This window comes from Candidatus Peregrinibacteria bacterium (assembly GCA_016699755.1).
GTDB lineage: Bacteria > Patescibacteriota > Gracilibacteria > CAIRYL01.
The window spans coordinates 1,229,726-1,250,205 of the sequence record CP065009.1 but is presented as its reverse complement, the minus strand read 5'-3'; the positions used below and the strand labels follow the sequence as shown (position 1 = coordinate 1,250,205).

The 20,480-nt window shown below is 42.4% G+C and carries 18 protein-coding genes; 8 read left to right on the top strand and 10 right to left on the bottom strand.

Translation table 11 applies throughout. The features are described 5' to 3' along the window. Window positions 1-78: 78 nt before the first annotated feature. A complete protein-coding gene (gene trpB, locus IPN35_05570) occupies window positions 79-1,332 on the top strand; it encodes a tryptophan synthase subunit beta (GenBank protein QQS59024.1) in 1,254 nt (417 codons plus the stop codon). A 34-nt stretch (window positions 1,333-1,366) separates the two neighbouring features. Here the strand turns inward: trpB and IPN35_05565 are convergent, their stop codons facing one another. Then, a complete protein-coding gene (locus IPN35_05565; protein ID QQS59023.1) occupies window positions 1,367-4,003 on the bottom strand; it encodes an ATP-dependent Clp protease ATP-binding subunit in 2,637 nt (878 codons plus the stop codon). A gap of 122 nt (window positions 4,004-4,125) precedes the next feature. On the opposite strand from IPN35_05565, the gene IPN35_05560 reads away from it, so the two are divergent. Further along, on the top strand, window positions 4,126-6,294 hold the full coding sequence (locus tag IPN35_05560; GenBank protein QQS59022.1) for a bifunctional (p)ppGpp synthetase/guanosine-3',5'-bis(diphosphate) 3'-pyrophosphohydrolase: 2,169 nt from the start codon (window positions 4,126-4,128) through the stop codon (window positions 6,292-6,294). 83 nt (window positions 6,295-6,377) lie between these two features. On the opposite strand, the gene IPN35_05555 is transcribed toward IPN35_05560, so the two are convergent. Beyond that, window positions 6,378-7,010, bottom strand: coding sequence for a superoxide dismutase (locus IPN35_05555; GenBank protein ID QQS59021.1), 633 nt, complete (start codon window positions 7,008-7,010; stop codon window positions 6,378-6,380). A 66-nt stretch (window positions 7,011-7,076) separates the two neighbouring features. Here IPN35_05555 and IPN35_05550 point away from each other — a divergent pair, with 66 nt between their 5' ends. The 4 genes from IPN35_05550 (at window position 7,077) to IPN35_05535 (ending at window position 12,754) form a co-directional block, all read left to right on the top strand. Next, complete coding sequence (locus IPN35_05550; protein ID QQS59020.1) at window positions 7,077-7,637, top strand: hypothetical protein; 561 nt, start codon at window positions 7,077-7,079, stop codon at window positions 7,635-7,637. Window position 7,638: 1 nt separating this feature from the next. Next, window positions 7,639-9,783: a hypothetical protein gene (locus IPN35_05545; GenBank protein ID QQS59019.1), complete on the top strand. Its 2,145-nt coding sequence runs from the start codon at window positions 7,639-7,641 to the stop codon at window positions 9,781-9,783. A gap of 10 nt (window positions 9,784-9,793) precedes the next feature. Further along, window positions 9,794-10,588, top strand: coding sequence for a hypothetical protein (locus IPN35_05540; protein ID QQS59018.1), 795 nt, complete (start codon window positions 9,794-9,796; stop codon window positions 10,586-10,588). Between the two features lie 81 nt (window positions 10,589-10,669). Then, complete coding sequence (locus IPN35_05535; GenBank protein QQS59017.1) at window positions 10,670-12,754, top strand: hypothetical protein; 2,085 nt, start codon at window positions 10,670-10,672, stop codon at window positions 12,752-12,754. Between the two features lie 44 nt (window positions 12,755-12,798). On the opposite strand, the gene IPN35_05530 is transcribed toward IPN35_05535, so the two are convergent. The 4 genes from IPN35_05530 to IPN35_05515 are packed head-to-tail and all read right to left on the bottom strand — an operon-like array spanning window position 12,799 to window position 15,898. Continuing rightward, window positions 12,799-13,839, bottom strand: a complete 1,041-nt coding sequence (locus IPN35_05530) for a hypothetical protein (GenBank protein QQS59016.1) — start codon at window positions 13,837-13,839, stop codon at window positions 12,799-12,801. Window positions 13,840-13,896: 57 nt separating this feature from the next. Beyond that, window positions 13,897-15,120 carry a bifunctional 3,4-dihydroxy-2-butanone-4-phosphate synthase/GTP cyclohydrolase II gene (locus IPN35_05525; GenBank protein QQS59015.1) on the bottom strand — a complete coding sequence of 408 codons (1,224 nt, stop codon included), beginning with the start codon at window positions 15,118-15,120 and terminating at the stop codon, window positions 13,897-13,899. Further along, a complete protein-coding gene (gene queD / locus IPN35_05520) occupies window positions 15,107-15,568 on the bottom strand; it encodes a 6-carboxytetrahydropterin synthase QueD (protein ID QQS59014.1) in 462 nt (153 codons plus the stop codon). The genes IPN35_05525 and queD overlap by 14 nt, the downstream gene beginning before the upstream one ends. A gap of 15 nt (window positions 15,569-15,583) precedes the next feature. Next, window positions 15,584-15,898, bottom strand: coding sequence for a ribosome-binding factor A (locus tag IPN35_05515; GenBank protein ID QQS59013.1), 315 nt, complete (start codon window positions 15,896-15,898; stop codon window positions 15,584-15,586). Between the two features lie 72 nt (window positions 15,899-15,970). Here IPN35_05515 and fmt point away from each other — a divergent pair, with 72 nt between their 5' ends. Then, entirely contained in the window at window positions 15,971-16,873 is a 903-nt protein-coding gene (fmt, locus tag IPN35_05510; protein ID QQS59012.1) for a methionyl-tRNA formyltransferase, read from the top strand. A gap of 28 nt (window positions 16,874-16,901) precedes the next feature. Here the strand turns inward: fmt and IPN35_05505 are convergent, their stop codons facing one another. Both IPN35_05505 and IPN35_05500 read right to left on the bottom strand, forming a co-directional pair. Further along, window positions 16,902-17,828: a transketolase family protein gene (locus IPN35_05505; GenBank protein ID QQS59011.1), complete on the bottom strand. Its 927-nt coding sequence runs from the start codon at window positions 17,826-17,828 to the stop codon at window positions 16,902-16,904. Beyond that, the gene (locus IPN35_05500) at window positions 17,825-18,652 is read right to left on the bottom strand and encodes a transketolase (protein QQS59010.1); all 828 of its coding nucleotides are present in this window, start codon (window positions 18,650-18,652) and stop codon (window positions 17,825-17,827) included. The genes IPN35_05505 and IPN35_05500 overlap by 4 nt, the downstream gene beginning before the upstream one ends. 423 nt (window positions 18,653-19,075) lie before the next feature. On the opposite strand from IPN35_05500, the gene IPN35_05495 reads away from it, so the two are divergent. Beyond that, window positions 19,076-19,240 (top strand): hypothetical protein, encoded by a 165-nt coding sequence (locus tag IPN35_05495; protein QQS59009.1) that lies wholly within the window; start codon window positions 19,076-19,078, stop codon window positions 19,238-19,240. A gap of 10 nt (window positions 19,241-19,250) precedes the next feature. Here IPN35_05495 and IPN35_05490 read toward each other — a convergent pair whose 3' ends face one another. Both IPN35_05490 and IPN35_05485 read right to left on the bottom strand, forming a co-directional pair. After that, the gene (locus tag IPN35_05490) at window positions 19,251-20,009 is read right to left on the bottom strand and encodes a slipin family protein (protein QQS59008.1); all 759 of its coding nucleotides are present in this window, start codon (window positions 20,007-20,009) and stop codon (window positions 19,251-19,253) included. Window positions 20,010-20,154: 145 nt separating this feature from the next. Beyond that, a complete protein-coding gene (locus tag IPN35_05485) occupies window positions 20,155-20,430 on the bottom strand; it encodes an HU family DNA-binding protein (protein ID QQS59007.1) in 276 nt (91 codons plus the stop codon). Window positions 20,431-20,480 lie beyond the last annotated feature (50 nt).

Here is a 20,480-nt window from a genome sequence, read left to right as displayed (position 1 = left end):
TTTCAAAATTCGTTTTTTAGTATGCCATTTTGAGTTTTTTTGAAAAGCAGGCATACTTTATTTTGGTTTTTTTCTGACATGTCCTTTCGTAAAAGCATTCTTACTTCCAATGGTCATTTTGGCTCCTATGGTGGACAGTATGTCTCTGAAATGCTCATACCCATTATGCTCGAACTTTCGGATGCCTTTGAAAAGGCTATTACAGATGAGTCTTTTCGGAAAGATTTCCTCGATATTCAGCAAAATTATGCCGGAAGACCAACACCACTTTATTTTGCAGAAAATCTCACAAAAATACTTGGCGGAGCAAAAATATTTTTGAAAAACGAAGGTTTAGTACACACGGGAGCACACAAAATGAATCACTGCCTTGGGCAAGGACTCCTCGCAAAGCGGATGGGAAAAATGAGAGTCATTGCAGAAACCGGTGCCGGACAGCACGGACTTGCCACGGCAACCATGTGCGCCAAATTGGGGCTTGAGTGCGTGATTTATATGGGAGCAAAAGACGTAGCACGACAACGACCAAACGTGTTTTGGATGGAGAAACTCGGTGCCACAGTTATTCCCGTAGAAAACGGCGGACAAGTCTTGCGAGATGCTATCAACGAAGCGTTGCGCGATCTTGTCACTAATCCATACGACACACTTTATCTTTTGGGAACCGTTTGCGGACCGCATCCGTATCCCAAAATGAATACCTATTTTCAAAAGATTATTTCCGAAGAAGTTCGTATGCAACTTCAAAAGCAAACCGGAAGAGTGCTTCCTGATGCTGTTGTAGCGTGTGTTGGTGGGGGAAGTAACGCCATGGGCGCATTTTTTGATTTTCTGGATGATATGGATGTTCAACTTATTGGAGTAGAAGCAGGAGGACTTGGAATCGAGGGAAAAGATCATGCAGCACGCTTTGTCTCTGGAAAATTTGGTGGTTCCGCCGGAGTTTCAGAAGGAATGAAGTCCTATTTTCTCCAAAATGAAGATGGACAAATGCGAAATACACACTCTATTTGTGCAGGACTCGATTACTCTGGCGTTTCCCCCATTCATGCGTGGCTTCGAGATGAGGGACGAACGGAATATGTTGTCGCAACAGATGAGGAAGCTCTGGAGGGATGGAAAATGCTCGTCAAACACGAAGGAATCATCCCAGCACTCGAATCGGCACATGCGGTTGCAGAAGGTGTGCGGCGAGCAAAAGAAATGCAATCAGACCAAATACTTGTCATCAATGTTTCCGGACGCGGAGATAAGGATCTCTTCATTACCACAAAAGCATTTGGTGATGAAGGATTTACGGATTTTCTAAGGCGAACAGTACAAAATCTGTAGGGACAAATCGCAACTCATCCCTGCAAAGGAGTAACTATACCATTGCCATTTTTCCGTTTTTCTTAGAACCCTTCTTTTTTGGTTCAGGTTTTGCAGGAAGAATAGCAACAAGTAATGTGTTGTTTTCCACAGAAAGACACACTGTGGCATTTTTGGTGTCTTTCACCCGAAGAATTTCCTCAGCAATACTGTCTTCCACGAGCTCCGAAAGCACCTTCCGAATTTTTCGTGCTCCAGACTTTTGATCAAAGCTCTTTTCTGCAAGAAGATCAACGACTTCTGGGGAATATTCGAATTGCATTTCTTTTGCAAGAAGTCGGCCACCAAGTTCTGAAAGACGCATGGCAACAATGGATTTTAGCGATTCTGCCGAAAGCGGACGAAACACAACAACACTATCAATTCGTCCCAAAAATTCTGGTCGAAAATGACGACGCAATTCATCAAGTACAAATCCTTTCTTGTCTTCAAAATCTTCCTCTGCTTTTTTGAGAGAATCTCCTTTCGCGGAAAATCCAATCTTAGTAGCCTCTTCTGTAAGGGCTTCTGCTCCTAAGTTGGAAGTCATAATAATAACGGTATTTCGAAAATCTACTTTTCGTCCCTTGGCATCGGTGAGTTCTCCGTCTTCGAGAATCTGAAGGAGAATGTTCTGAAAATCACTATGTGCTTTTTCAATTTCGTCAAAAAGCACAATGGAAAATGGCTTTCGGCGAACTGCTTCTGTAAGTTGCCCTCCTTCTTCGTGCCCTACATAGCCCGCTGTAGCACCCACAAGGCGAGAGACATTGTGCCGCTCCATGAATTCACTCATATCAATTTTAATGAGATGCTCCCGACTTCCAAAAAGCTCTTCTGCAAGTACTCGGACAAGTTCGGTTTTCCCAACACCTGTTGGTCCCAGAAAGAGAAATCCTCCTACTGGACGACGTGTATCAGAAATACCAGCACGACTCCTTCGAATCGCTCGTGCGATTTCTGCAATTGCCTCGCGTTGTCCTACTACTTTTTTCGTTAACCCCTCTTCAAGCAAGAGGAGTTTTTCTCGATCACTTTTTACAAGACGTGCTACGGCAATTCCGGTTATTCTTCCAACCGTAGCGGCAATATCAAACTCGGTGATGGGAATGGGAGGAGTTTTTGGTTTTTTTGCAGAACGGATTTCAGTGATGAGTTCCCGCTGTTTTTCTTCCTGTTTTTTCCATTCGAGTGCCTTTTCGTAGTTTTGGCTTTTTACTGCCTCTTCTTTTTTCTTCACAATTTTGCCAATACGTTCTTCGATTTTTTTAATCTCTTCTGAATGTCCTTGGCTCCGTCCACCTTTTTTGGCACACGTCTCATCGAGAAGGTCAATTGCCTTATCGGGAAGAAATCGGTCAGCGATATAGCGCTTTGAGAGATTTACCGCCTCCAAAATTGCCGCATCGGAAATGCGAACATGATGAAAAGTTTCATATTCCTTTTTAATGCCACGAAGAATAGTAATGGCATCTTCTATATTTGGCTCCTCTACAGTGATTGGCTGAAAACGGCGCTCAAGCGCCTTATCCTTTTCGACATGTTTTCGGTATTCATCAAATGTCGTCGCACCAATAACTTGAATACGCGCTCGTGACAGAGCTGGTTTTAAAATATTTGCCGCATCGAGCGATCCTTCTGCAGAGCCAGCACCAACAACTGTGTGAAGTTCGTCGATAAAAAGAAGAACATCTCCTTCAAATTCTATGAGCTCTTCAATGACTTCCTTGAGTCGCTCTTCAAACTCTCCACGATACTTTGTCCCTGCGACCAAGCTTCCCATATCAAGTGCGAGAACACGTTTTCCAAGCAAGGAATCGGGGACAGCACCACGCTCAATTCGCTGAACCAAGCCCTCTACAATGGCAGTTTTTCCGACACCGGGTTCTCCAATGAGAACGGGGTTATTTTTTGTTTTTCGATTGAGAATGGTCACCATTCGCTCAATTTCTTCATCGCGTCCAATAACGGGATCAATTTTTCCTGCCCGAGTTTCTTCCGAAAGATCAGTGGAAAAAAAGTCGAGCGCTGGCGTTTCTGACTCTTCCTCCTCTTTCTTTTTTTTGTGCTGATACGCATCGGAAAAATCTTCCCCCGGACGCATTCCGGCAATAGCCCCTTGTAAACCGCTTAAAAGATTTTCGAGTGCGTGAAGCATATTTTCGGGTGGTTTTCCATTTCGGCTTCCTTCTGAAATTTGCGTAAAAATCTCCTCGAGCTGACGGCGAATTTCTGAAGTGTTTACCTGCATTTTTCGAATGATTTGCGTTCCTGCCGCTTGATCGTGCTCGAGGAGAGAAAAAAGAAGGTGTTCTACACCAACAAATTGGTGACGAAACTGGAATGACATTTTAATAGCGCCCTCCAAAACTTTCTTCAGTTCTCGTGAAAGTCCTCCCCCTTCTCCAGATTCTGAAACTTCCGAAAGAAGCGCTGTAACAGCAGAGACATTAATTCCTGCTCGATTGAGAAGAGAAAAGGCGATCGTCTTATTTACACGGAGAATTCCAATGAGAAGGTGTTGAGTACCAATGGAGGATGATCGTCCAGATTTTGATTCCGTTTCTGCGAGGCGGAGCACTTGCTGCGCCTCTGGAGTAAATCGATCAAAAGGAGTTGGCGTGCCGTTATCACCGTTATTATCGTTTGACATGAGAGAAGAAAAAATCCAAAAAAATTTCAGCACATTTTCTCATAGATAGCGAGAAAAGAAAAGAGAATGTCAAAAGGAGAGAAATATGCCACACTCAAGAAGTATAAAAGTTTCCTGAAAAAATGTCTGCTTTTGAAGAGATTTTGCATCGGGTTCGCGAAACAAAATCAAAAGCATCCGAAGAGCAGATACAGAAAGCGTATACAATTCTTAAGGAGTTTTCACAAAAACAAAATCGAATTTCTCCACATCGATATAAAGACCGGGCAATAGAAGTTGCTCGAAGCCTTTCTATAATGCAAGCAGAGGAATCGCTTATTATTTCGGGTCTTCTTCATGGCGTATTTTCTGATTTTCCAGAACAACAAATTTTTTTTCAAAAAACATTTGGACCTTCTGCCACCATGCTTCTCGAAAGATCATCCCATATTGCTTCTTCCTCCACAAAAACAAGCCTGAATAATCCAGAACTCCTCCGAAATATGATTCTCACAATGGCACAGGATGCTCGTGTTATTCTTTTAAAACTTTCGGAGCGTCTTTATGAAATGCGAAATCTCGAGTGGAATTTACCAGAAGAACAGCAGGCATTTTCACGCGAAACACTCCTTATTTATGCTCCCATTGCAAGCCGTCTTGGAATATACGCCATGAAAGCGCCCTTAGAAGATCTCTCATTTTTCTATCTCTCTCCAAAAGAGCACAATAAATCGAGTCAGCAAATGATCCAACATGAACACTATCGAGATCGCATCATTCGTAATGCATCAAAAAAAATACAACAACTTCTCGAAAAACAAGGGATTTCCTCAGAAACATTTGGTCGAGTGAAACATCTCTACAGCATTTCCCAAAAAATGAAACGGAAATCTGCAGACTCAATTCATGAGATTCATGATGTTTTTGCCATTCGTATTATAGTATCAAATCTCTCAGAATGTTATGCGGCACTTGGAGTGATTCATGAACACTTTATTCCATTGCCAAATCTCTTTAAGGACTATATTGCTGTTCCCAAACCAAATGGATACCGAAGTCTTCATACAACAGTTATGGGACTTTCCGACGCCTCTCGAAAAACATTCCCCGTTGAAATTCAAATTCGTACCGAAGAAATGAATCGGGAAGCAGAATTTGGTGTAGCGGCGCACTGGTATTATAAAGAAGGAAAAAAGAAGTGGCAGAAAAAAAAGGCGGTTGATTGGCTTGAGAGCCTTTTTGAGACAGGGCATTTTTCAGAGAAAAAAATAAGAGATGCAAAAGAAGTTCACAGAGATGATCTTCCTGCAAAACGAATTTTTGTGGTGACCCCAAAAGGCGATGTTCTCGATTTTCCTGAACAGGCAACGCCTATTGATTTTGCCTTCTCTATTCATTCGGAAATTGGGCTTTCCCTACGCATGGCAAAAGTAAACGGAAAAGTAGTGCCACTCGATCATCCACTCAAAAGTGGAGATATTATTGAAGTTTCTACTCGTCGAGACACTGTTCCCAGTCAGAGCTGGCTTTCTATGTGTGTTACCAGCAAGGCAAAAAATCGTTTGCGGAGTTTCTTTCGAGAAAAAGATCCAGATGCACTTCTTAAGGAGGGGCGTACACTGCTCAATCACCAGCTCACTCGCTTAGGGCACCGCGAACTTGATCCACATTTTTCTCTCCTTCAGCATTTTCGCGGAAAAAATCTCCCCCGAAAACAACGAGAAGAAATTCTCCATCATATTGGCGCGGGAACACTTTCTCCCGAAACCGTTGCGAGGGAAATTTTTCAGGAATGGAAAAAACGAGAGGGAGGTTCTTCTAAATCTTCTTCTCCAAAAATAACAGAAGAAAAAGGAAAAATTCTTATTTCTGGAAGAACAGATATCCCCACAAAAATTGCCTCCTGTTGTCATCCAAAAATGGGAGATGCGATTCTTGGTTTTATTACTAGAGGAAAACACATTACGATACACAGAATTGATTGCAAAATTCTCACTCACCTCGAAAACAGTCGTATCATTGAAGCTCGATTTTCAGGAGAAGAAAAGAAGGAGGTGGTATTTCTCAAAATCACAAGAACAGGAGACCGTATTGGTATTTTACACGACATTCTCTCTGTTTTTGTCAAGTTTGGTGCCAATGTGAACAATTTTGTCTTTCAAGAGCGATCAAAGGCGTTTGCCACAATTTTCTTCTCCTTAGAGATTCAGGATTTTCAGGATATTTTTCCTATTATGAACACTATTGAAAAAGTGCAGAACATAACGTCTGTAGCACATATTGAAAATATTCCAGAATTACCGAAAATATAATTTCTCCAACAATGAATCACATAAAAAGATGGACACAGAAAATTGCTACGCCCATCTCATTATTTAGCGAAAAAATTCTCTTGTTAATGCACAGAAGAGGAGTGTTGTGTGTACAACGCCTCAATTCTTTCCCAATGAAGACTTTCAAAAAAGTGATTGATAAACGCCGGACGAGCGGGCCCATCTTGGTGATAATACGCATGCTCAAACATGTCGAGCGCAACAATGGGAATTCCGCCCCATAAAGCACCATTCTGATGCTCATCAACAAGAATATTAAGGAGTCGACCAGAAATAAGTGTATCAAGCGTCAGCACTGCCCATCCACCAAGTTTTGCCGCCATCCCGGTGGCGATCATGTCTTCTTTCCAAGCCTCAAATGATCCAAACTCTTCTTCTATTTTTTGAAAAAGCTGAGGCGCCTTGCTCACATCGCCATTTCCACCGACATTCATCCAATAAACATCATGAAGAATTGTCCCTGCATGATTAAACGGTTGGCGTCGCTTGAGTTCCCCAAATCCAGAGTAATTTCCATTGGAGCCATCACGAGTGACATTTTGCAGTTCTTTTTCAATCGTGTTCAGGGCCACAACGTATCCCGAGTGGTGTTTTCGGTAATGCCACTCTGTTGTTTCTGGACTCATAAGCGGAGTGAGGAGTTCTTTCGCCTCCTCATCAGAATATGGTCTCGGAGTAAGTTTCCAAGTAAACATAGGCGAGAAAAAAGAAATTCGTACAAAATGGTACGACCATAACGCAAAAAGAACAACCTCTCTGTCTTGAAAAAAAATGAAAAATATGGAAGAATATGGGGAATAAAAAACAAAAAAATGCAAAATGCGACTTTCAAAAATACAGCAGGCAAAGACTATGGTCGCGCCATTATGAGCTGGAGTGCACCAGAATTCAGGGAAGTAGAAAGAGGAGACGCTTGGGCACTTCGGGGAGCAATAGTCGCAATAATGCTTGTTATTTTTGGAATCTTTACAGGAAACCTTCCATTTGCCTTTATCGTTCTTCTTATCTCAGGACTTTACTACATCAACTACAAACAAAAACCGAGGCGCATTGAGATTGCTCTTACCACCAGTGGTATAAAAATAGGAGATGTTTTTTGTGCGTATCAAAATATCCAGACATTCTGGATCTTATACCACCCTGAAATACACGTAAAGCGTCTTCATATTAATCTCAAGGCCGGTTTTCTTCGAAATATAGAATGTGAGCTTGAAGATCAGAATCCCGTAGAAGTACGAATGCTTCTCAGCGCACATATTCCAGAATCAGAAAACAAGACGGAAGAACTGACAGATAAAATTTCCCGTCTTTTACGGTTGTAATATGGAATCATCAGAAACAACTAAAATAGTAGAATCCTCTGCTTCAAGTCGCCTGTCGGCATTAAAGGAAACCATTGAAAGCGCAAAATGGGAAAAAAAAGGAGAGAGTTACACAGAAGACATCGCAACACTTACCCTATTACCACTTAATGAAGCCGATATTTGTCAAAGACTCCTAGCTGGAATCCCCACCACAGGAGTGGAAAAAAAGGAAACCATTGAAGGAAAACTCTTTCAAAAAGCATTGGTACATCCTATTATGCAAACACGAAAAGAGATAGCAGACCTTCTGAGTGCTTCCCCTTCTTCACAAGATGCACTCATTATACAGCGCTACTCCGATCTTAATGCGCTGGCAAAAGACATTCCAAATATGTCAGAAAAGACCTATTCTTCTTGGATAAATTCTCTTTCCGAAATTTCTTCGTCCGCCCCCATCTTGGGACAAATGGAACAAAAACTCACCATTGCTGGTGCGCTTTCTCGAGGAAATTTTCAAAAAATTGTCCAACAAAAAGGAATATCACTGCCAAATGATATGGCAACGATGGATATGCTTGCCCTTCAGAACACGATTCTTCCACAAGATGCCGAAAAAATAAAAGTATTTCTTGGCATTTCGGGGAGCACTGAAAAATCACCCATAGGAATGCTTTTGCGACAACGTGAAGAAAAAAAGATGACAGAAAGCGAAAGGGAGGCATACGGAGGACACCTTCTTGCCTTTAGTACTCTTCTCCTCTCAAAACTTCTCACCTCGGGGATGATAGAGGCTCCACAAGTAGAGGCGTATCTCAAAAATATTCCTCTCGGAAAAAATTTTACTCTGGAGAATGCGACAGAAAAAATAGAAGGATCTCACAACGAGTTCAGTCTCCCAAGCGTGGCAAGGGGGCAGGTAGATGCTATGAAGACCAACCTTTTGGTAAGAGGGGGGGAAGTTGATACGCGCCTTGCACCGCTCATGGAATACCTCCGCACGGGAAAAGTAGAAACTCCTGATCGTGTATTAGAAATACAACAACTCATCGCAGATATTACAGCGGAAGGCGAAAATATTCGATTCTCACCAAAAAATCTCGAAAAAATAGCTCGAGAAATAGGAAAGGCCGATGCCACAAAGGGCAGAGAACAGGCGACGGCAGGAGAAGAAGAAACAGGACTTTCCGCAAAAGGCATGTCGAAATTTCAAAACGAACTCCTCCATATTGCACTTTATGAATTGGCGATTGATGCTCAAAAAAAACTCGAAACAGATTTCAAAAAAATACCAGAACAATACAAAAAAAACCTCATGGAAGGCTCGGGGTTTCAAATACTCCCTCAAGGAAAAATGATACTTGGAGCAAACGGAAAGATGGCAAATAAAGAAGATTTCGACTATTCAAATGCCGGAAATTTTGCAAAACAGCTCACTAGTTTTGAAGGACTCCCCGCAGGAATAGCTACCATGAGTGGAATAATGATGTTTTTGATGAATATCCTTGTTTTTATTCGAAAACCGAACTCCACGAGTCTTGCCTACGCTATGGCGGGGCTTGGCATAAGTCATGGTGGTGTAACAATGTTGCAGAAAAAAACAATCGATAGTGCGTTGCACCCCGAAAACATGGTCTTCAACAAGCTTCAATCACTGAGTGGATCAGAAGAGCAGAAATACTGGAATCTCTATGGGAAATATGAAGATTTTTTCTCGTGCATTGATTTTGGAGAACGGGGAAGCGGAGCTTTTCGTCAAGCACTAACGAGAACAAAAAAACAACACAATAAGCAGGAATCGCAAAAACAGAATGGTAATCAGCAAACAAGAACTCCTGACGATAAGCTCAATGAGGTAGGAATAGAGGAGTTCTTAGAGGTTTTTTCGGGAATCTTTCGTGGAGATGGTGCAAAAAACCGAGTCGCAAGTGGGTCGGCTTCTTCCCCTCTCGGACAAAGATACGATGAAAAATACAAAGAAAGCGCCCCTATTTCTATGAGCGACATGATAAATGCTCTTCAGTGGATATACTACAATAACATCCCCAACGATCGTATACATGAAATGTCACTCGTCTCACGAGACCTAGAAAAGAGAAGCGTAAGAATACTGGCAAAAACAACAGTAAATCCACAGCTTAACAACCCCCAAACCCCTTTAGTATAGTTTTTTCCAAATGTCAGAAATGAATCTTCGAGACGAATTTCGCCAAAATGTTTCTCACTGGAGAGCAGAATACACTAACACAAATACATCTCTCTCTGGTTCATCTGACCCGCGACAAAGAGAGATTGTTCCTTTTTTCTGTGCTGTTATGACAGAAGAAAGCCCCGAAAGCATTTCTTCTGCGCAAAAAACAGAAACATTAAAAATAGCAAAAGACCTTTGGGAGGAGCGAGCATCAAGAATACTTGGAGATGCCGACTCAAAAATACAACCCTTTGGAGTAGATACGAAGAGCAAAATTCACCAGGAAAAGGCGATTGTTGCCGCCATAAAAATTTCTCTCAATGATGAAAAATGGAAAGCATTTGAACTCGGGAATGCCATCCAAAAAACCGAAATCATGCGAAATGCGACTTTTATAAAAAGTGCCACTATGGCACAGGCTATAAATGCCTTCGGAGTTCTGCAGAAAATAGAACACGGCATTCCTCCGCTTGTTCACAACCTCTATCTTTCCGAAAGATACTCTTCGTACAATGCTCCTATGCCCGTTTCTCTTCCGTCATCTTCAAAAATATCGTCCATTTCTCAGCGACTCGGAAGTGGAGGAGAAAAAGAAGAAGCATCACCACACACTGAGCAGAAAAAAAATCAACCTCAAAATGCGCCACTACCTCGCGCGCCTAATCAAAAACCAATACAAAAAAGACAAAGGAATCAAGAACTTTTTAGTACCAAAAAAGGAGGGGTGATAGCAGGAATTACGGGAGGAATTCTCTTTTTTGGGATGATGTTCTTCTCGTAAGATTTCGACTTCTCAACAGAAACAAGATTCCGCAGAGCGCACCTTGCTGAAAACAAGGTTTTTCGCTACAATACAAGGAATATGTCAAACAAAAAAATAGTAAAACAGATGACAGAAAGTTTTTGGAGGCGTGCTCAAAAAAAAATAGGCGTGGGACTGCTGTGCTTTACATTTTTACTGGGGGCATTTGGTCCGAGTATTTCCATTTTTTCTGGAACATGGGCTCCGCAAACACATGCGGCAGAAAGTGACTATTCGGATTTGAAAAAAAAATTCAGTGAAGGGGCAGGATTTATAACAGGGCTTCTCGTTCCGGTGATTGGCATTGAGACCGCCATGATCGGTATTTTTATGGATAACGAATTTATTATTGGAAAAGGAGGAGTAGTCGATGCATCACGACCTGTGACGGAACAAGTGAAAGAGACACAAGACATTGGTGTTCTGCTTAATTATGTATGGCAAATTGTTCGGAATATGGTAAACGACATGTTTATCGTTGTCCTTATTGTTATGGCGTTTATGGTGGTAGCAACAGCGGGTGGCGGTATTGGAGGAGGAGAGACCTCTCTTCAAATCGGAAAGGTCTTGCCGAAGCTTGTTATTGCAGTAGTGGCGGTTAACTTTACTTGGTTTGGCGCCAAAATAATACTTGATGCGGCAAGTATAGCAACCGATGTTGTCTTTTCTATTCCACAATCTGTTGGAATAAACACTGCCATTAAAAACTGTATAAGCCCCTTAGAAGCAAGTAAACAGACAGAAAAAAATCCAAGCCCCACTTGTCCGGTATCTCTCGTTAAAATGGATATTCACAACGGAAAAATAACAGGAAACGCAAAAGGAGGCTGGGATAATGGGGAAGGAAAGGATCAGATTATTTATCGCACCGATTTAGTAACCATGACTTTTGAGTGGAAAAAGGAGTGGAAGCAATTTTCCCACAAAACGTTTGCAAGCGTTTTTGCATACTCCATTCTCCAAGTGCAATCTCTCCCCATGACAGATGGAAAGCAGATAGACTGGGCAGATCTCACCCTTCAGGCGGTGTTTTCTTTTCTCGTGATGCTCGTTATTATTGCTATTTTTACTATTCTCTTTCTTGTTGTTCTCGAGCGTGTTCTTATTCTTTGGGTGAATATTGTGCTTTCGCCCATTGGTGTATTGGTGTGGGTCATGAAAGACATTATTCCCATAAATATAGGGAGTGACGACAATAATATTCTCGGATTTAATGCCTTTGTTCACCGCGCCTTTATCCCAGCAATTATTGGAATTCCAGTTGTGTTTGCGACAATCATGATCATGGTAGCAAAATCGGCAGAAATGGAAAACATGCAAGTGGCGAATGGTGGAATCGAAATCATAGGAGCCAGTAAGCTCATCAATGGCGTCGACGATTTTCAGGCGCTCTTTTGGTATATTTTAACTCTTGCTGTGTTGTGGCAATCAGCAAACCTTGCCTCAAAATCTGCTGTTATTGTAAAACCTGCAGTCGATGGAATAAAACAAGGAGTAGAAGGTGTTGGAAAATTTATTATGCAAACCCCTGCCTATTTGCCATGGATACCAATAGGAAATTCAACCGGTGGTAAAAAAGACGGCGCCGCATTCGCAGACCTTTCTGCCATGTTGAAAGACTTACCAAATATTCATACCAATGAACAGTATAATAGAATGAGTAGACAAGGAATGCTTTTTGGTGGTCAACAAGGAGGAAATAGTGTTGATTCACATCTTCAGGGGCTCGATTCCACTATACAAAATCAAATGCAAACCCTTCTGAACAACAAAGGAAACACTCTCGAAATTGCAAGAAAACTGGCAAGTGCATCTCGCTCTGAAGAAGCAGTCAATATTCTCAAGAGGAATGGAATTAACTCTGCCACAAAACAAAATGTGGCAGACCTTTCTCAGCGAGTGGTGAATGCCGCACAACAAGTCTATAGCGGACCAGCACAGAGTCCTCAATTAAAAAATCAACCTTGGCAAATTGCAAGTACGATCAGTATAAACATGGGAAGCAGTCCTGCTGATGTTGCCAGAGCACTCAAGAATGCGGGATACAGTAATTACGATGATGCTAAAAAGGTTGTTGTGGAACTCAGGGAGCAGGGCAAAACAAATGCACTTGATGATGAAATAAAAAGGAATTGGAGTTCATAAAAACTTTCGTGGATTCATTTTTCTGCATTCATCCAATACGAAGACTATTTCTCGTAGATTATTTGTTCCTCATTCCACGCCAAAAGCTCTATTTTTCCGGAATCTGTTATTTCTCCGCATATTTGTGCGGAAACGCCGTTTTCGCCGAGTAAAGTAACCGCGTACTTTGCCTCTTCTTGCGGAATCACGAGGAGCATTCCATTTCCGCCATTCCACACTTGGTAGAATTCTCGAGTATTTACCCCACCTTTTTCCGCCAAAAAAATCATTTCTTCTGGTGGAAAAAAGAGGCTGTTGAGCTTTGCTCCACATCCGTTTTTAAGAATACGAAAGAGATTCCCCGAGATTCCACCACCCGTTATGTGTGCAATGCCCGAAACAGAGATCTTTGCTGGCTCTCTATACCTTCCGCACAGCGAAAGAACTGCCGAATGATACACCGTTGATGGGCGAACACACTTTTGGAGAAGCGAGGAATCTGCAGAAATTTCTTTGAGAATTTTCCGCACCAGTGAATAGCCGTTACATCGAAATCCCGTTTCTTTTAGCGCAATAATTGCATCCCCTGCCCGAACTTTTTCTCCGGTGATTACCTTATTTTTTTCAACGATACCAACAGCATCTGCCCCCCAACTCGTTCCGTTTACTTTTTTTCCCACTTCTGCAATTTCTCCACCAGCAATAACAATATTCTGATCTCTACATGCGACAGCAAGAGAATTCATCATCGCTCCAATTTCCTCGGAATTTATGGCTCCTGTTTCAAATGTATTGGTGAGCGAAACAACTTCCGCCCCAAGGCACACGGCATCATCTGCCACCATAGCAAGAAGATCGAACCCTAAGCCGGAAAAATCTCCGACTTGTTCAGCAAGATCAATTTTTGTTCCCACTGTGTCACAACACTGCACGAGATAGAAATCGCCAAAATCGAGCATGCCGGCAAATCCACCTGGCAAATCAACTGGAGCACCAATTTTTCCAACTCTTCCAGAAAATGTTGTTTTTGCGGCGGTGGCGGCGAGACGACTCGCGGAATCCCCTGCAACAATATCGACTCCTGCATCTTTGTAACTTTGCGACATGAGCTTAAAAAATGTAGTGCAAGCGTATCACCTTTTTCTTTTGGACAAAAAATGGAATTACAAAAGGTGTCCCATCTTTTCCTTTTTCGTCTGAAGATATGCGTGATTCTGTTCCGATTCCCCCACGAGAAGCGGGATCCGTTCATCAATAGAAATACCATAGCCAGAGAGTCCCACAATTTTTCGAGGATTATTGGTAAGAAGGCGCATATTTTTCACACCAAGTTGTTTCAAAATTTGTGCCCCAATACCGTAATCGCGAAGATCATCACGAAACCCAAGACGATGATTTGCTTCCACCGTATCAATGCCGTGTTCGTCCTGAAGAGCGTACGCCTGAATTTTCGCAGAAAGCCCAATTCCTCGTCCTTCTTGGGACATACGGAGAAGTACCCCTACCTCTTCTTCGGCAATGCGATCGAGTGCGGCATCAAGCTGACTCCGACAATCACATCGAAGAGAACGGAAAACGTCGCCTGTAAGACACTCGGAATGAACTCGAACAATAGGAGAAGGAGAATCAGCAGGATTTCCACGAATCATGGCAACATGTTCTGCTCCCGTAAGCTTTTCTCGAAAAACACGCACTGTGAAAATACCAAATACTGTGGGAATAGTAGCAGAGGCCACTTCTTCCACTAGTGTTTCGCATTCCCGACGATACCGAATGAGGTCTTCAATAGAAATAATCTTGAGTTTGTGCTTCTTAGCAAATGCAATAAGCTCGGGGAGTCGTGCCATAGTACCATCGGGATTCATAATTTCGCAGAGTGCTCCTGCTGGTGCGAGCCCCGCAAGTTGTGCTAGGTCGACCGTTGCCTCAGTATGTCCTGCACGAACAAGTACTCCACCTTCTTTTGCATTGAGCGGAAAAACATGTCCTGGACTTACAAAATCGCTTGGAACCGACGAAGTGTTTGCAATATGGCGGATGGTCGCCGCGCGATCGAATGCCGAAATACCAGAGGCGATTCCTCTTCGAAGATCAACCGAAACGGCAAAATTACACCCCGTACTCTCCTCATTTCTCCGTACCATAGGACGAAACTGAAGTCGACTCGAAATTTCAGGACCTACTGGTGTGCAGATAAGTCCGCGTGCCTCGGAGGCAAAAAAATTTACAATTTCTGGTGTAATTTTTTCCGCCGCAACAATGAGATCTCCCTCATTTTCACGATCTTCATCATCAACAACCACTATTATTTCCCCTGCGCGAATAGCGGCAATTGCCTCCTCTACAGGAGTGAGTAAGTATGTCGATGTTTTTTTAGAAGTTTCCATGTGGTCCACGATAAAGAACAATGCTGGTGTCTGTTTCCCAAAGTTTTACCTCAAAAAGAACAATGTTCTCCGACCCATCATCAATTTTTGCCCCAGAAGGATCTTTTAGGAGATTGATAATTTCTTCTGGAAAATTTGCCTCATTCCGATACGGAAGAAGTTTTTCGGAGAGTGGAAAAAGCTGATGCCAAATCCATTCGGCAATAACTTCTGCAGTAGGATTGTCGAAAAAATCATTGAGATTGTGATGATCGAGTCGAGAAAGAACAGTGTCTTTTACGAGTTTCTTCAGGAGAACAAAATCGAGCACGAGATCATTTTCCCCTTTTTCCCCTAACACAGAGATTTCTAGGCGATAATTATGCCCATGAGGACGCTCACACTTTCCGTGATAACGAATAAGATGATGCGCCGCCGCAAAAGAAAATATTTTGGTAATAAGAAACATGTTGAGGAAAATGTATTATTCTTCCAAGAGTTCGTCAATGCGTCGAGAAGCGACAGTTCCTTCATCCAAACGAAAGATAAGTTTTGGCGTCCGTTTTTGGGTCATTATCCCGCGGAGCTCTCGTGCAAAAACACCAACTCTCCGATTCAAGGTTTCTACTAATCGTCTTCCGCTTCGCGTAGCATCAACAAAAATTCGTGCTTCCGAAAGATCTTCCATCACCACAACGCGCATAATAGTCACAATTCCATATTCTTGTTCGTATGGAAGCAAGTGTCGAGCAAGCCCTCGCTGAATAACGCTCGCAATCTGCTCAGTTCGGGTGGTCATAGAAGAAAAAAAAGACAAGAATACTTCTGCCGGAGTTTTTTCGGTAACGCAACTATTTCTCTGTTTTTTTTTGTGAAAATTGCCGTTTTTGGAACCCCACAACTTGCCGCAAATATTTTTGAACACCTCAGAACATGTAAAGATATTGAAATAGTTTCGGTTGTCACAGCGCCAGATGCTCCTGCGGGACGTGGCAAAAAACTCACTCCTCCGGCAGTAAAAACTTGGGCAGAAACACATTCCATCCCTGTATTTCAACCCAACAAACCAGATGTTGCTACTTCTCACAAACTTCAGGAGCATGGTGCAGAACTTTTTTTGATCATTTCGTATGGATTTCTTTTTTCAACAGATTTTCTCGAAAATTCACCACCGCTCTGGAATCTCCACTTCTCTCTTCTTCCTAAATTTCGCGGTGCCTCACCCGTGCAATTTGCCATCCTTTCAGGAGAAAAAGAGAGTGGTATCACCGTTTTTCGTATTACCCCAGGACTTGATGATGGTCCGATATTAGGAGAAGCAGTGGTATATATTTCCGAAAAATATGCGAATGAAGTTTTTGCGCTCATGGAAGAGGCAGGAGGCAATCTTTTGGAAACCCTTCTTCAGCATATTGCCCGTGGAGAAATAATTTCCGAAAAAATACAAAATCATCAAAATGCTTCCTATTGTGGAAAAATACAGAAAAACGATGCAGAACTCTTTCCAAAAAAAGAAACAGCAGAAGAGGCTCTTCAAAAAATTCGTGCCTTTTCCGTCTGGCCAACAGCGTGGTTTTCGCTGAATGGAAAGCGAATAAAGGTGTTGCGCGCAGAACACGTCCCCGAATCAACACCCCCTGGAACGCTTCGGGGATTTCAGGATGGATGCCTTGTGGGATTCCGCATTGGATCACTCAATATGCTACAAGTTCGCCCCGAAGGAAAACGAGAAATGACCGGCGCAGAATTTGCACGCGGACTTGTAAGTCGATAAAAATACATTCACTAACATCGCGAAAATACTATTTTTTCCAAAATTCTCGGATTACTTCCGCTACCCCTTCACCATCAAATTTGTACTTTTCGTAGAGATCGAGAGAAGTTCCTGATTCTCCAAATCGTCGCATACCATGACGAAAAAGTGGCATTCCGATTGCATTTTCTGCCATCACCTCTGCTATAGCACTTCCGAGCCCATTATAAATAGAGTGATCTTCTGCTGTCATCACTTTTGAAACTTTGCCCAGCGCCTGAAGTACTCCTTTTATATCAAGCGGAGAAAGACAAGATACATTTACTACTCGAACAGAAATTTCATCTTCTAATATTTTTGTGGCGATAAGAGCACTTGCCACGAGTGGACCGGTGGCAAACAGCGTAATATCCCTCCCCTCTGTGAGTGTTTGAACGTTTCCAATCTCAAATTTTGTTCCACTCTCAAATACTGTTGGAACTCCTATGCGCCCCAATCGGAGGTAAACAGGATGAGAAGATTCTGCCGCAAAACGAACCATTGCTTTTGTTTCTTCTGCATCTGCCGGATGAAGCACTATTACCCCCGGAAGCGCACGCATAAGCCCAATATCTTCAAGAGATTGATGTGTTGCCCCATCTTCTCCTGTAAGAATACCGGCATGCGATCCAACGAGTACCACTGGTTTCTCTGAGATAGCAACAGCGGTGCGAATCTGATCGTATGCTCGCCCTGTAAGAAAAGTGGCGAATGAGCACGCAAAAGGCTTTTTCCCTGCAATGGCAAAGCCTGCTGCAGTCGCAACAAGATCCTGTTCTGAAATACCAATATTAAAAGCACGATTGGGAAATACCTTTTCAAATTTTCCGGTTTTTGTTGATTCTCGGAGATCGGCATCAATCACCACAATATCATCTCTCTCATAACCAAGTTCAAGAAGGGTTTCGCCAAAGGCAACTCGAGTAGCAATGCTCATTGCGCTTCAAAAAGAGTGTGTTCAAGTTCTGTCAGTGCTTTTTGAAACTCCTCATCATTCGGCGCTTTTCCGTGCCATCCCACTTGATTCTCCATAAAACTCACCCCCTTTCCTTTGATGGTATTTGCCACAATGCATGTGGGCTTTCCCGTAACCTCTTTTGCCTTCGTAATCGTTTCGGAAAGTGCAACAAAATTGTGCCCGTCTGTTTCGAATACCTCCCATCCAAATGCGCGAAACTTCTCTGCCACGTCTCCTACTGATTTTACCTCTTCGGTAGAACCATCAATTTGCAAGTGGTTTCGATCAACAATAGAAATGAGATGATCGATGCCATATTTTGCAGAGGTCATTGTCGCCTCCCAAATATTCCCCTCCTGAAGCTCACCGTCTCCATGAAGCGAAAAGACAGTGTTTTGCTTTCCGTCCATGCGAAGACCAAGAGCAATACCGTTTGCTACGCTCATCCCCTGTCCCAATGGTCCGCTTGCCACCTCAATTCCTGGGATAAAGACCTCTGGATGTCCTTGAAGAAGTGAATCAACTTGTCGCAAGCGATAAAACTCATCTTTGGAAAAATACCCCAACTCACCCAAAATAGCATAGAGCGCTGGACAACCATGTCCTTTACTCATAATAAAATAATCTCGTTCTGCCCAATGGGGATTTTGCGCATCAAATTTGATGAACCCACCAAAAAAAAGGGTGACCAAAATATCCACGCATGAAAAACTACTCCCCGGATGACCAGATTGTGCCGCATAAATCATGCGAAGGGCATCAATACGAACTTGCGCGGCAATGTAAGAAAGATTCTTTTTCATTTCGCGCGTATTGTGGCAGAAAAAGAAGAGGGAGAGCAAATCGTTTTCATTTGATAGGCTGATCCAAGCCCCTTCAAGTAGCCCACAGGATCATTTAGGCGAAGGGCTATTTATTTTTTGAAATTGTAAAAATACACAGTTTGTCGTTATATTATTAGGGTGACAGAGGAGAAGAAAATATGTAAGAGAAAATAAAATTGAGCTTTTTACAGAGATTCTTTCTCAAGATGAACTTTCTTGTGCCGATAGTTTTAATGCAGAAATTTTTATTTTTGCCCAAAATTACGATTTTAAATTTTTAGAAAAACTATCTTCTAAAAAAAATTCAATATTGGATTGATAAGCTGAAAAATAGAATTGTAATGAAAGAAGATGAAACTCCTTTAGAAGATATTGTAGATGATTATATTTCCTTTGCATAGCATGAATACAAAAGAAGGAGAACTTTTGACCTATGAAAAATTGCAAATTTTAGGAAGAGACTCAGTCAGAATTGATAAAATCAGTAATTCTGAATTTGAAATAAACTTTGCTAAGATCGGAAGTTACGAACAGTTCAAAGGTGTGCTCGGCAAATCTTTTACATAAATTCTAGAAATCACTTCTTTTCAAAATATTTCCCCACCCCCTCCAACGCTCTGAGCGCTTCTACTGGAAGCATCCAAATAGTGGTGTTGCTCTGATCACTTGAAAGGTCATTCACAGACTGCAATGTTCGAAGGTGAAGTGCGCCCGGAGCACTCTCGAGAAGCTTTGCAGCGGCAGCCATATTTTCTGCGGCGGCAAGCTCCCCCTCTGCCTTAATAATAACAGCCCTCTTTTCACGCTCCGCCTCCGCTTGTTTTGCCATCACCCGCTTCATTTCGTCATTCAGTGAAATATCTTTTAGCGCTACAGAACTCACATCGATTCCCCATGGATCAGTTGCGGCATCAATCTCCTCTTTTATTTCTACCGAAACTGATTCTCGGTTTGAGAGAAGATCATCGAGATCTGTTTTTCCTACAACATTTCGCATGGTTGTTTGCGCCAGCTGTGCAATGGCAACCCAAAAGTTTTCCACTTCCAAAAATGCCCTTCCGGCATCTTTTACGCGATAATACACCACAACATTAATCTGCGCGGAGACATTGTCTTTTGTGATCGCCTCTTGATCAGGAACATCCACGGCCTTCGTGCGAATATCAATTTTTCGCATCTGTTGAAAAACCGGAACAACAATGCGCCACCCTGGTTCTTTAATTCCGGAGAATTTTCCGAACGTCAGCATAACTCCTCGTTCGTATTGATTGACCTGTCGAATAGTCACGACAAAAAAACCAACAACAAAAACAAAAAGAAGGAAGAAGGGTTCCATGAGAGAAAAAAAAGTCAGAACCATTATTGATAATGGCACCAAAAAAGAGAAGGAAAAAAAATTGATTCTCTGTATTTTTGTTTTAAAGTATATCCAACTACCCATGGGAATAGGTTATGACCTATTCCCATGAACAAAAAACCAATTAACGAACAGCATCCTTAAGTGCCTTTCCTGCCTTGAAGACGGGAATCTTCATTGCAGGGATTTTGATTTTTTCGGAAGGGTTTCGGGGATTGACACCCGTTCGAGCGGCACGCTTGCTCACGCGGAATGTTCCAAAACCAGTAATGGTAACATTTTCGCCCTTTTTGAGCTCTCCGGTGACGATATCAACAACGGCCTCAAGAGCGGAAGATGCCGCTTTTTTGGTAATACCAGCGGCAGCGGCAATCGCATTGACCATGTCAGCTTTGGTCATGGGAAGAAAAAAAAAGAAAAACTGCCCTTCACCTTGCCGTAGAAGAAACC